This is a genomic window from Tannerella forsythia 92A2 (genome assembly GCF_000238215.1).
GTDB classification, from domain to species: domain Bacteria; phylum Bacteroidota; class Bacteroidia; order Bacteroidales; family Tannerellaceae; genus Tannerella; species Tannerella forsythia.
This window is the reverse complement of record NC_016610.1, coordinates 443,864-456,841: the sequence shown is the minus strand read 5'-3', so window position 1 is coordinate 456,841 and position 12,978 is coordinate 443,864. Positions and strand designations below refer to the sequence as shown.

At 46.9% G+C, this 12,978-nt stretch carries 11 protein-coding genes and 1 tRNA gene; 6 read left to right on the top strand and 6 right to left on the bottom strand.

Going from position 1 to position 12,978, the window contains the following annotated elements; genetic code table 11:
- Positions 1 to 83: 83 nt before the first annotated feature.
- A complete protein-coding gene (locus tag BFO_RS01940) occupies positions 84 to 944 on the top strand; it encodes a sigma-70 family RNA polymerase sigma factor (RefSeq protein WP_014223885.1) in 861 nt (286 codons plus the stop codon).
- 147 nt (positions 945 to 1,091) lie between these two features.
- On the opposite strand, the gene BFO_RS01935 is transcribed toward BFO_RS01940, so the two are convergent.
- From BFO_RS01935 to BFO_RS01910, 6 genes are all read right to left on the bottom strand, one after another.
- Positions 1,092 to 2,354: a ComEC/Rec2 family competence protein gene (locus BFO_RS01935; protein WP_014223883.1), complete on the bottom strand. Its 1,263-nt coding sequence runs from the start codon at positions 2,352 to 2,354 to the stop codon at positions 1,092 to 1,094.
- 23 nt (positions 2,355 to 2,377) lie between these two features.
- The gene (gene rpe / locus BFO_RS01930; protein WP_014223882.1) at positions 2,378 to 3,028 is read right to left on the bottom strand and encodes a ribulose-phosphate 3-epimerase; all 651 of its coding nucleotides are present in this window, start codon (positions 3,026 to 3,028) and stop codon (positions 2,378 to 2,380) included.
- Positions 3,029 to 3,140: 112 nt separating this feature from the next.
- Positions 3,141 to 3,320 (bottom strand): hypothetical protein, encoded by a 180-nt coding sequence (locus BFO_RS01925; protein WP_014223881.1) that lies wholly within the window; start codon positions 3,318 to 3,320, stop codon positions 3,141 to 3,143.
- Between the two features lie 103 nt (positions 3,321 to 3,423).
- On the bottom strand, positions 3,424 to 4,017 hold the full coding sequence (locus tag BFO_RS01920) for an RNA polymerase sigma factor (protein WP_014223880.1): 594 nt from the start codon (positions 4,015 to 4,017) through the stop codon (positions 3,424 to 3,426).
- A gap of 214 nt (positions 4,018 to 4,231) precedes the next feature.
- Positions 4,232 to 5,842: an OmpP1/FadL family transporter gene (locus BFO_RS01915; protein WP_014223879.1), complete on the bottom strand. Its 1,611-nt coding sequence runs from the start codon at positions 5,840 to 5,842 to the stop codon at positions 4,232 to 4,234.
- A 96-nt stretch (positions 5,843 to 5,938) separates the two neighbouring features.
- Positions 5,939 to 7,306, bottom strand: coding sequence for a hypothetical protein (locus tag BFO_RS01910; protein WP_014223878.1), 1,368 nt, complete (start codon positions 7,304 to 7,306; stop codon positions 5,939 to 5,941).
- Positions 7,307 to 7,868: 562 nt separating this feature from the next.
- On the opposite strand from BFO_RS01910, the gene BFO_RS01900 reads away from it, so the two are divergent.
- From BFO_RS01900 to BFO_RS01875, 5 genes are all read left to right on the top strand, one after another.
- Positions 7,869 to 8,501, top strand: coding sequence for a hypothetical protein (locus tag BFO_RS01900; RefSeq protein WP_014223876.1), 633 nt, complete (start codon positions 7,869 to 7,871; stop codon positions 8,499 to 8,501).
- 32 nt (positions 8,502 to 8,533) lie between these two features.
- Positions 8,534 to 9,469: a DUF4249 family protein gene (locus tag BFO_RS01895; RefSeq protein WP_041590578.1), complete on the top strand. Its 936-nt coding sequence runs from the start codon at positions 8,534 to 8,536 to the stop codon at positions 9,467 to 9,469.
- Positions 9,460 to 11,589, top strand: a complete 2,130-nt coding sequence (locus BFO_RS01890) for a TonB-dependent receptor plug domain-containing protein (RefSeq protein ID WP_041590577.1) — start codon at positions 9,460 to 9,462, stop codon at positions 11,587 to 11,589. Before BFO_RS01895 ends, BFO_RS01890 begins: the two co-directional genes overlap by 10 nt.
- Positions 11,590 to 11,963: 374 nt before the next feature.
- Positions 11,964 to 12,037, top strand: a tRNA-Pro gene (locus BFO_RS01880).
- A gap of 240 nt (positions 12,038 to 12,277) precedes the next feature.
- Positions 12,278 to 12,940 (top strand): HAD family hydrolase, encoded by a 663-nt coding sequence (locus BFO_RS01875; protein WP_014223871.1) that lies wholly within the window; start codon positions 12,278 to 12,280, stop codon positions 12,938 to 12,940.
- The last annotated feature ends 38 nt before the right edge of the window (positions 12,941 to 12,978 follow it).

Below are 12,978 nucleotides of genomic sequence, written 5' to 3'. Positions count from 1 at the left end.
AAATGATAAAAACATAGGGGCTGACATATCATACGCAAAAAAACAGTATCTTTGCACCCCCATGTTTTTCAACTATTCATTGAATGAGACAGTTAAAAATTACAAAATCCATTACCAATCGCGAAAGCGCTTCGCTGGATAAGTATCTTCAAGAGATTGGTCGAGAAGATCTGATCACCGTCGAAGAGGAAGTAGAGTTGGCACAAGCCATCAGGAAAGGTGATCGGAGAGCGTTGGAAAAGTTGACTCGGGCGAATCTGCGTTTTGTGGTATCTGTTGCAAAGCAATATCAGAATCAAGGACTTAGCCTACCCGACTTGATCAACGAAGGCAATCTGGGACTGATCAAGGCTGCAGAAAAATTTGACGAGACGAGAGGATTCAAATTCATCTCGTACGCCGTATGGTGGATTCGTCAATCGATCTTGCAAGCATTGGCCGAGCAGTCACGTATCGTACGTTTGCCGCTCAATCAGGTAGGTTCGCTGAATAAAATAGGCAAAGCCTTTTCCCGATTCGAGCAAGAGAACGAACGGAAGCCTTCTCCCGAAGAACTTGCCCAGGAACTGGATATCCCGGTGGATAAAATTTCGGATACGCTCAAAGTGTCCGGACGTCATATCTCCGTGGATGCACCGTTTGTTGAGGGTGAAGACAACAGCCTTTTGGATGTATTGGTGAACGATGATGCTCCGAATGCGGATGGAACGTTGATGAACGAATCGCTCTCAAGAGAAATCGACAGGGCGCTTGCTACGCTGACCGAACGGGAAAGTGACATCATTAAGATGTTTTTCGGTATCGGATGCCAGGAGGTAACATTAGAAGAGATCGGCGATAAATTCGGATTGACCCGTGAACGTGTCCGCCAGATCAAGGAAAAAGCAATTAGAAGGTTACGGCAAGGAACGCGCAGCAGGCTACTGAAAACGTATTTAGGTTAAGGAAAAGAGAGGGCTTGCATCGATTAGAGCAATTACTTTCTTCTGAAAAAGTCTCGGACGTGCAGTGCATTTCCGGGATTTCTTTTTTTGAGAGGATAAGACGACGATATGAATCATAAAACAAAACAATCGTCAGATAGAGCATTGTCACCCCTTGATAATTTGCCGACACAACAGAAGCAGGAGGAGGAATAGTGCGGCGAACAAGAAGCCGTTTTTCTTCGAACGGAGAAAGCCAATGATCAGAAATAGCATACCATAGGCTCCGAGAAGCGCAACCCCATCAAAACGCAGTGTAAACGTAGCTCCCGGTATCTGACAGAAACGATTCACCATCCGCATCATGCCATGCGTCAACTGTTCGATCCATGATTGCAGCACGGTTGTTCCGGGAACGGAGACAGGGAGCAGTATCCAGATCAGACATAAAGGGATCAGCAAGGTGGCGATGAGCGACAAAAATAAGTTAGTAAACAGGAAAACGGTCGAGCTCTGCCCAAAGTAATGGCAACAAAGCGGGAAGGTCCCGATTTGAGCCGCAACGGTAACAGTCAATATTCCCCAAGGAACGGTGATCAATGGGTTTCGGATTGGAAGCAGGCGGAATAAAGGAGGTTGAACATACAGAATGAAGAAAACGGCTGTGAAGCTTAACTGAAAACCTGCATTGAACAGATAGAACGGATCATAAACCAACATCAGCAGTGCGGCTGCCGCAAGCGTGTTATATTTGTCCGGTGACCGAAGAAGCACCTGTCCGGTCACGAAGATCGTTAACATCAGGGTGGCACGTACCGCCGGAGGAGAAAATCCCGATATCGCAGCAAATGCCCACATCAAGATCATCATCAGCACATACCGAAGCCATCGAAAGAATGATCGGTCAGGGAAAAAGGAAAAACAGACCCCTAAGAACCCACATACGATGGCCACATGAAATCCGCTGACCGAAAGCAAATGAGCAACGCCTGTGATCGAGAAGCGATTGCGTACTTCGCGTGTCATCGCCTGCCGGTAGTTGACCGTCATCGTTGCCAGTACTGCTTTTTCGCTGTCCGACAGTTGCAGCCGGTTTATTTTCTCTACTACTCGAAGTTGTATTTTCTGTGCTTTCTCTTGCAATCGGGAGGTATGCGGAGTTTCTGATAACCGATGCTCGGCCAAAGCGGTCGCCTGAATGGCCAGAAAAACGAAGCAACAGGCAATCAGTGCACCTCCGATCCAGCGAGCATCATATAAATATGGGGAATTTCTTCGCTTGGCAAAAAAAGAAAGAAATACAGACAGAAGAATCGGAAACAATAGCACCAACGACCAACGTTCGAGCGGAAAACAAATTTCTATCCATATTCCTGTGATCCAGAAGAAAAGCGGCCTCACAAAAGGTCGCCTCTGTATCTCTTCCATCATAAAAAAGGAGACATAAGATCAGATTAGATAGCCTTTAACTCGCGAATGGTCTCAATCGGATTCGAAGACTTGAAGATAGAACTTCCTGCCACCAGCACATCGGCGCCGGCATCGAGTAACGGACGGGCTGTTTCCTTATTCACCCCACCATCGACCTCGATGAGCGTCGGTAATCCTCGAGCTGTAATCATCTGTTTGAGCTTGGCTACCTTGAGCACCGAATGTTGGATGAATGACTGAGCGGCATAGCCGGGATTAACCGACATGAGCAACACCATATCCACATCCTGGATAATATCTTCGAGCAGCCCTGTCGGCGTATGCGGATTCAGCGTCACACCGGCTTTCATGCCGGCATCTTTGATTGCATGAATCGTACGGTGCAGATGGGTACATGCCTCATAGTGTACATTCATCATGTATGCACCTGCCGCTGCCACTTCGCGGATAAACTTCTGGGGCTCTATAATCATCAAGTGCACATCCATCGGCTTCGTACATACTCCTTTCAGGGCATCCAATACAGAGAAACCAAACGAAATGTTCGGTACGAATACTCCGTCCATCACATCCAGATGAAGCCAGTCGGCCTCGCTCCGGTTAATCATTTCGATATCGCGCTGCAAATTCAGAAAATCGGCAGATAATAAGGAGGGGGCAATCTTATGACTCATGACTGATTCGTTATTTTTTGCAAAGATAGCAAAAACGAAGGAATTGTAACAGAAAAACACAGTCGGTTAACATTTAACCGACTGTGTTTTCTAAAACGAGTGATAAAGGGATTCAATTCATAACAAACGAACCTAAGCTGTCCGTTCCTAATTGGGGCTCATAGGCATAAACCCTTGCAAACTGGCGTATCCACTCCAAAGTGCTCTGACGCGGCCCGGAATTTTCACCCTTCCTCTCCTTTACTTTCATATCCCGGTTCTCGTTTGCAACATACGGTGTAATCATTTTCATAGGCATTCTTCTTTTTATCGTACTGTAAAAAGAACGAAACCTAAGATGAAATATTGTTTCCCGCCCGTTTGTTTTCTGCAAACGTATGGAAGCCACAAGAAAGTTATGCGATCGAAAGTTCGATCCGGTTTTCTTCCGCCATCCGACGCATGTTCAGAATTGCATAGCGCATCCGTCCCAACGCCGTATTGATGCTTACTCCCGTACGATCTGCGATTTCTTTGAAACTCATGTTTTGATAGTAGCGCATCTCCAGCACTTCACGTTGATTGTCCGGCAGATATTCCACCATTTTTTTTACATCGGAGAATACCTGAGTCTCCACCATAGCATCTTCAACCGTCTTCTCGCAGAGACGCATATCGTTGAACAGATCAACCTCCACCTCATCGTTGGAGATCGTATTTTCATTCCGTTCCTGACGGAAATGGTCGATAATCAGGTTGTGTGCGATGCGAGTGATCCAGGCCTTAAACTTACCGTTTTCCGTATAACGGCCCTGTTTGATCGTTAGGATCACTTTCACAAATGTTTCCTGAAAAATGTCTTCCGTCAAATCGCGATCACGTACGATATAGTAGATATACGAGTGCACACTGCTTTTGTAACGGTTCAACAATACATCAAATGCAATATTATTTCCTTTTGCATACATCACGACCAACTCTTCGTCGGCCATCGATTTTAAATTTTTCATTACGTCCTAAAGATTGATTTCAGAGTAATGTCTATGCAATAGGCAATTCGAATTTTTTAGAATGATACGTTTTATTTTTTTTACGGGGGCAAAGGAAAGAAGAAATACGGAAGTGACCAAATTTTTATCTTAAAATATTCCCCGTTTCGTATCTTTTTGTACAAAACGGGGAATCAGGGGGATGAAATCATCTTTTCGGACGATTCCTTGTTCCTCAAAACTTATAACCGAGGGTCAATGCCAATCTTGTCGTATTGGCTGTTACTTTGGCAGGCTCGGCATTCACCGGCTTGATATGATATCTGGCATCTTTGATAAAAACGTTAGAGAACGGATACAGATCTTCTTGTTGTGTCCGGTAGATACATGCCAAATCCATGTAGAAATTCGGTGTGAAGCGATATCCTAATCCTGCCGTATAATAATGGGTCTGCCCGGCGATCGTATAATGCGTTACCGTACCGGCAGTAAATACTTCCTGCTTCCCCAGCGTTAATGTTTCTTGCATGGGAGACGGTTGCCATACATAACCGCCTCGTATTGCAAACTGAGGAGTAACCCGGTATTCCGCCCCGACTTTAAGTGTCTGACCTATCTTGAAATCCCGTTTTACCTGCATTGTAATATCGTCGTAGTATTCTGTCGCATCTTCATTGCCCAAACGCATCGCTTTGTAATTGGTCAATTCATAATCGACGCTGATAAGTGCCGATGTGCCGATAATTCCTGCCATACTGAAAATCCACCGGTCGGGCGAACGATACGAATAATGGAATGTTCCGGTAGGAGTTTTTCCTTCCATTTTAGGCTTGTCTGTATAAGCCTTGATATAACTCTCGCCCCGGGCATATGCAAAATCCGTCATTTTATACCATTTGGGCGAATTGTATGCGACACCAAAGCGGAAAGCCTGTGCCGGACGAACAATGACTCCCGTATTCAGCGAATAACCTGTTCCATTCGTTTCCAAAGCGTTTTCCATAAACAAATAATCGCCCCCACCGAAGTCCTCATCATGTTTCGAGTATAATCGGTAGTTGATATCGGAAAGTCCCAATGTCGCTCCTAAAAAAACGTAATCGGAGATGTTCAGCGAAGCCGAAAAATTATACTCACTGATCCAGCCGCTTTCCCGGATATTCATCATCGCTTCTTTCGGTGAAGCAGGGTTCCAGATGCCGCTTCCGTCATATTCACCGAAACCGCTGTGATATACGTCATTCCACTTGTACTTGGTGCCGAAGAAACCGGATTGGTATCCCAGAATAGACAGCCAGTGAGCGCTTAGTTTCGAATTCTGATAAGGATCATTGGCCTTCAAGTCTCTTTCCGGAATTCCGCCATCTTTGCGTGCATTCGTTGCCATCGCTGCCGTATAGTCCGCTAATGAATGTTTCGGATTGCCGACGGCCTGATAAGTACGGTAAAAATTCTTCACCCGGTGGTATGAAACACCGAAGTTCCACCCTTTTATTCCCGTATCGTATCCTGTGGGAAAATATCCGACATACGACAAATTGTCGAAATTGAATCGCGTGCGGTTTTGTGATCGATTGATCCCGGTCCAGTTTGACGACATATTGGCCATCGACAGGTTCAAGGTGGCTTGCACCTCCGAACTGCGATATACACCGAGTCCTGCGGGGTTATGAGACATGACGGACATGTCTCCACCCAAAGCGCCGAAGGCTCCGCCCATACTCATCGATCGCGCCGTGCCGTTTAGTTCCGTCTGCGAAAAGCGATAGGCGTCCATCTCACCCTGTGCAAACAGCCATCCGCTGCTTAAAACCATTATGCCTATATACCATCCTTTTTTGTTCATCGTTTTCCTTTTTTTTGTTCGAATATGGATTAAGGGTGCAAGATGCACCCTTAAGATTCTATCTGTCTCGTATGTATTTTTCTGAAATGGCGTGTTTTATCGCCGGCCGCCGCCCGACCCCGAACGGTTACTGCTGTTTCCGCCGCCACCGCCATAGCTTCCGCCGCCATAGCTTCCGCCACTCGAACGACTGCTGCTTCCGCCAAAACTGCTACCGCTGTTATAACTTCCGCTCGAACGTGTACTGCTACCGCCGCTATAGCTGCTCGAACGACTGCTTCCGCCCGAATAGCTGCCACCTGCCGAGCGACTGCTCCCGAAGCTGCCGGAGCGACTGCTGCCCGAATAACTCCCCCCCGTGTTGCCGCGCATGCTCGAGCCTCGATCGCCCGAGTAAGCATCGGAACTGCGAGTGGTACGTGTGGTACGCATACTGCTGCTGCGGTTTGAGCTGCCCGAATACGGATCATAACCCGAGCGGCTGCTGCCCGATGAACGGCTACTGCCGTAACTGCCCGAGCGGCTGCTGCCTGCATACCCATCCTCCGAGCGTCCGGAACGACTTGAACGACTCAGCGAGCTCGAATTCCGGCCCGACCGGTCGCTGCTACGCATCGATGAACTTCGGTCGGAAGAGTACCTGTCTCCGTATGACGAAGAACGCGATGAGGCGATCCCGTCACGTGAGGAAGAAGAGGTACGGTAGCTGGTTGAGCGATTGCTGCCTACCGTCATCCGGCCATGCCCATAGCTTGGCCCCCCCCAACTGTAATAGCTGTCTGTGTAATACGGATAGTAAGGGTAATGATAGCAGCTCCAACAGCCACCGTAATACCCTCCGTACCACGGATCATACCACGGATCGTACCAGCCGGCATAAAAACCGCCCCAACCCCAACCGAAGCTCCAGCCCCAATAAGGACGTCTCCATCGCCACGAATAAGGCGAGTAGTAAGACCACGGATCATACCACGAATACCAGCTATCCCATCCGTTGCCGATGTTCACATGGATATTCACATTGGATTCCCCGTCGGAATAATCGGTGTCGTATCCGTAGGAATAATAGCCGTCACTCAGATTCAGTTCCACATTATCTGCTCCGGCAATGGTGATTTTGCTGGGCGAATGATAACGAACAATACGTTCCGAATATTCATTGTCCGAACGGCGTTCCTGCACTTGAATCGTATCGTCTGTCATGTCATCATAAGCTTCGTCCGCTCTTTCGTTGTACCGGCGATTATATGCATCTACATCCATCTCTGTGATCGATCGCTGCCTTGCAGTTGTCCTTGAATCGGAAGATGCATAGGCGGATGACGTATTCTGACGACTCGTTTTCTCCTTTTTCTTTGTCTTCCCGGAAGAGAAATACACGTCATCGTAAAACTCTTCCTGCGCCATTGCACCGAATGCTAACGTAAGCATTACCATGATGGAAGTTAATTTCATTGTTTTCATATTCGTTTCTCCTCTTATGTTTAGTTTATATATTTATGTCTGTTGTTACTTGATGATTAGACCTGATTTTACCGCTAAAGTTTAATGTCTGTCTGTCTTTATTACGATATAAAACGCATTTTTTGAAAGCAAACATACGGTTTTTCCGTATTCCAAGCAAATGAATTAGAATATTTAACATAATCCATTGAGATACGGTTTTATAAGTATGATGCAAAAGAGGAATAAATGTGGCGGTAACAGATCGCTTTTTATGTTTATTTAAGAATGATGGTGCCAAGTCAGAGAAAGAAAATTTCTCTCTTTTCTTGGTGAAATTATTAATAAAACATAAATTTCAGCCTTTTTCGAAGAGAATGATTTTTTACCGGATAGGGGTAAAAAAACTTCTTTTTTTTAGCCAATCCGTAAAATCGGTAAAAAACATACACGAAAATCCATGTATCCGTAATGATTTCTTATTTTCATATCGTATGCATATCTATTCTCAAAATTTGGAATGCAAGGTCTTTGTATTACTTTTGTTCTTTTATTTGCAAAAATGTATCTATTTTGAATTATCATGATAAAAATAAAAACAACTCTTCTCTTCCTCTTTCTTCTTTTTTTATCCTTGCCTGTTGGGGCGCAGACGCAGACCGGCTTGTTGGTGGGAGGAGGTTCGGGCAGTTTCAGTTACGGCGGTATCAAGGCAAGATATGAGAATATGACCCTTAGAGACGTCGATTACAAACTGAACGGATTCGTAGGTTATCGCTTTCGTTTGCATCCGTTTACTTCGTGTAAGGCATTTGTCGATCTGGATGCTTCCGTCGGGGTAAAATCATGGGATTACCTGTATCGCCCGATTCTAAAGCAGCAACCGTCCGACAACCCGCAGGTCGGTGGAATCTATTTTCTATCATCGTCCGCCTATGCCTGTTTCGCTTCATTGGGAGGAACTATCAACTATCCTGTTTATAAAGGATTGAGTGTGGGGGCAGGTGTGGAGCCGGTCTACTATTTCGCAGGTTATGAAAAGGAGGATATGAAGCATCCGTTCGATGTGCCGTTTGTCGGAAAAATAGCATATAACTTAAAATTCATGGAGTTAGGGATCAGCTATAAACACGGTCTTTCGAATGTCATCGAGACGAAAGACTTCACCTCCGGGAAATTCCGTGACTGGCAGGTGTCCGTATGGATTCCCTTCTAAGTCACCACACCGATTCATTGCATAAAATAAAAATGAGAGAGAACCTTTTTTGGGGCCTGATCGGACTGTTTGTGAGCGCCTGTTCGGTGAATTACGATATACCGCCGTCGTCGGTGACGGAGGCGGAGCGTATCATTGTAAACAGCTATCTGAATCCGTCGGACTCGATTCGGGTGAGGCTGCACAAATTAACGTATTCGGAGAAAGGCTATGCCATACACGCTTTGACGGGAGCGCATATCGTTTTGCAAGAAAACGATGCGCTACTGTTCGATGCCGTCTGTACGGATTCCGTGTTGCTGTTGCCCAGGCATCCGCGGGCGGGAGCAACTTATTCGATCCGGGTAGCTTATGCCGGTCTGCCGGAGGTCCGGGCGCATACCCGTGTGCCGGCTTCAATCCGCTGTACGGCCGCATATTCGTCCGGAGGTTACAGACAACTTGTCCGCTTGACCTCTTTCGATATCTCCCGGTGCGAAGACGAGAGTCTTTGGATAACCGCCTACCGGCAACGGCAGGATACGGTCGTCGATCAATACTCCGATTTATATGCCAATAACGGATTGATCGACATGGTGAACCGTCAGGTCGGTACGGGCATGATCAACGAGCAAGTGGGCGCGATGTATCATATCGGCTTTCTGCGAGTCAAGCATAAGAATCTGTCGGCTCTGACCGAGCTTGTCTTTGCTCCGGTCTATGCGTCGAGCGGAAGGGATACCGTCCGGAGGCCCGAACCGGACAGAATACGGGTCAAGTTGATCACGGCAACTCCCGAATACGACCGGTATAACAAAACGCTGTATGAACAAAAAACGATGATCGTTACGGAGGACGATATCTCATCGATTTTTTACAAGCCTCAGCCCGTATACGGCAATGTGGAACAGGGGCTTGGTATATTTGCGGGCATGAACGAAGAGAATTACGTATTTGATTTGCCTAAGAGGGAAACGATATGGCCATGAAAAGAATCGGTTTGTTTTTTCTTCATAGTATCGTGTCCGGTTTTGTCTCGGCGCAACAACCTGTCGTTCCGACCGACAGCACGGCGGCGTCAGAAATCAGAAGGCAGGTCTTGCTCGATGAGGTAGTCGTGGAAGCGCGAAGCAGGAACATCGACAGTCGGGGACTGGGCAATATGCGAATCAATACGAATCTGCTGAAGGTTGCTCCGCTTTTTCTCGGCGAGCGCGACGTGATCAAGACATTGCAATTTCTTCCCGGCGTGTCGGCGGGTATGGAGGGCTCTTCCCAACTGAACATCCGCGGAGGCACGAACGATCAGACGCTCTACCTGACAGACGATGTGCCGATATATAATCAGAATCATACGTTTGGCCTCTTTTCCATCTTCAATGCGGATGCCATCCGTACGGCAGAAATCTATAAGGGAGGCATTCCGGCACATTATGGCGATAAGTTGTCGGGGGTGGTTTCGGTCGATGCGAAAGAAGGAGACTTCGGGAAGTACCGGCATTCGGTATCGTTGGGGCTTCTTGCCGGTACGGCAGCCTCCGAAGGTCCGATCGTCAAAGACCGGTTGAGTTATCTGATTGCGGGCCGACGTTCTTTTCTCGATTTGCTGCTTAACGGTTTGATGTCGGTCATCGATCAACGTCAAGCCGGCTATCCGATGGTTTCTTTTGCCGACTTGAACGGTAAACTTACCTGGAAACTCAACGACAGCCATCAACTATCGTGGCTCTTTTATTACGGTTACGATGATATGGGAGGAACGAATAAGGAACATAAAAAATATTCGGAAGAGAGTTCTTGGGAGAAGTTCGGCTATGGCTGGAAGACGCTCACCACATCGCTCCGTTATCAGGCGCGGCTCAAACAAGGTCTGTCATTATCCGGTCACACCTATTACACCGGACTGAACAACTTCAATTATTACAGGAACAAACAAGAATCTCCGGAATCGAAACAGGAGCTGAAAAATGAAAATGCTTCACGTATGAACGAATTGGGGGTGAGGTTCTTGTTAAAGCATGAGATCGCGGACCATCACACGTTTTTTTACGGATGGGAAGGGGCTTATCAACGATATATGCCGGATTACGTATATAAATCGCTCAACAAGCACAAATCCGTATATCATAGCGATCATCTGACACTTTTTAAAACATCGGCCTATGTGTACGATGAGTTCAAGTACCGGAAATGGCTTTTCAGCGCAGGGCTTCGCGCCTCGTTGTATCGCAGCGAAAACATCAGTCGGTTTGCTTGGGAGCCGAGGTTGAAAATAAACACATTTATCGGCGAGAAGGACAAACTGATGCTGGCTTACGACCGAATGTATCAGCCCGTACATACGATCAATGAGATCGATTATAATGCAAAGACGGACTACTGGGTGCCATTTCGCGAAAATATTTTGCCGCAATCCGACCAAATATCCGTCGGCTGGAAAAATTATACGAACGAGCATCTGACGCTCTCGATTGAGGCTTACTACAAAAGCATGCGGAATCTTCTGTTGATCAGAAACTTGGAATATTATTTGGACGCTCATTCGGATTATGCACAGGGAAAAGGCGTTTCGATGGGGGTAGAGTTTATGGCCGAATATGGCCGAGGGGCATTTACCGGATGGGTGTCGTATACCTTGTCACAATCGCGACGCACGTTTGGAGGCCGTTCGTATCCGTTTAAATACGATGCGCCTCACGACTTGTCGGCTTTTGCCGGATACGTAGTACGCAGGAAGCCCACGAATACCCATACGCTATCCCTGCAAATGCAGTTTAAAAGCGGCTATCCCTATTATGTTCCCGAAGTATCTTACCCGGGTATGGGCTTACCTACGTTCCCGAACGGATACATCGAAACGAATGGAGATTTGTTTGAAGTTCATCATGTTCCGCCTTATCCGAATATCCGGCTGAAAAACTATTTCAGGGCCGATATCAATTACACGGTCGAAAGGAAATTGAAACACGGCGGGCTGACGTGGCAGTTTTCGTTGTTGAACGTAACGAACCGCGCTAATCCGTATGCCGTCTATAAAAAGGACGGGAGGTATAAGGCTTTCGTGTTGATACCTGTCCTCCCGTCCATATCAGTCAAAAGAAGCTTTTGAATTTTTATGGGGTTCCGATAGGTTTTTCGTATTGCGTTTTTCTATTGCCGGAATAGCGTCCATACATACCCTCGGATGCCAAGCCGAGACTTGTACCGTGAGCATGCAGATCGTTTATATCGTCTGTATAGCCGGAAGAAAAGCAGCGTCTTCTAAAAACGAAAAACCTCGCTACGATAAAACGGCTTCGCGAGATGATAAAGAAAGACGTAGGATACTGTTGGGAAAAGCGTGATGTAATCGCCGAGAGCGGTCATTTATTTCGGCTTGTTAAGGCAGGATTTATACGGGAACACGAATTTTTGATTATCGGAAAAGAGAAAAAAATTTTGCAGGTTGCGAATTCTTTGTACCTTTGCAGCCGAAAAAAAAAACGGGATGTAGCACAGTTGGCTAGCGCGCCACGTTCGGGACGTGGAGGTCGGACGTTCGAGTCGTCTCATCCCGACTATTTAAGGGGCTGTTTCAAAATGAGGCAGCTTTTTTTTTATGATGAAGATAGTTCTCGTTATGGTTTCCGGACGATCGTCTGCTTTTGATTGTAAATGGTATTTACGATGTTCGATTAGTCGTATGCAAGTCTGTTCAAATGGAGCCGAGCAGCCTGAAACCGGCGGGAGAGTCGACCGTTAAAAAAGATGATCACGTACCTTTGGCCGGTAAAAAAATCAAACGATAATAGTTATATATGAGAAGAATACAATCGGTTATATTCGATCTTGACGGTACATTGCTGAATACGGTTGCAGACCTTGCATACAGTACGAATTATGCTCTTCGGCAGAGGGGGTTCCCGACACACCCAGTTGAAGCCTACAAATCTTTTGTGGGGAATGGCATCAACAAACTGTTTGAGCGTGCACTGCCCGAAGGGGAAAAGACGCAGGACAATATTCTGCGTGTCCGCGAAGTTTTTCTCCCTTATTACGATGAACACAATGCGGACTATACGTCTCCTTACGATGGCATCTCATACCTGCTTAAGGCTTTGCAGGAGCAAGGCATCATACTGTCGGTCGCATCGAACAAGTATCAGCGTGCAACGGAAAAGCTTGTACGTACTTATTTCCCGGACATCCGTTTTGCAACCGTTTTCGGTCAACGTCAAGGGGTGCCGGTCAAGCCCGACCCGACGATTGTGCACGATATTTTGAAAATCACCGGCCGGTCGGCAGCCGAGACGCTTTATGTGGGGGATTCGGGGGTGGATATGCAAACAGCAGCAAACGCCGGGGTGACGTCCGTGGGCGTGACATGGGGATTCCGTCCTCTTAGCGAGTTGAATGCGTGTGGCGCACAGCATGTGGCAGACACGGTAGAAGAAATCCTCCGGATCATTGCCCCGGTCTGATATTATTGCTATCTTTGCCCCCATAAGAACATTAACCC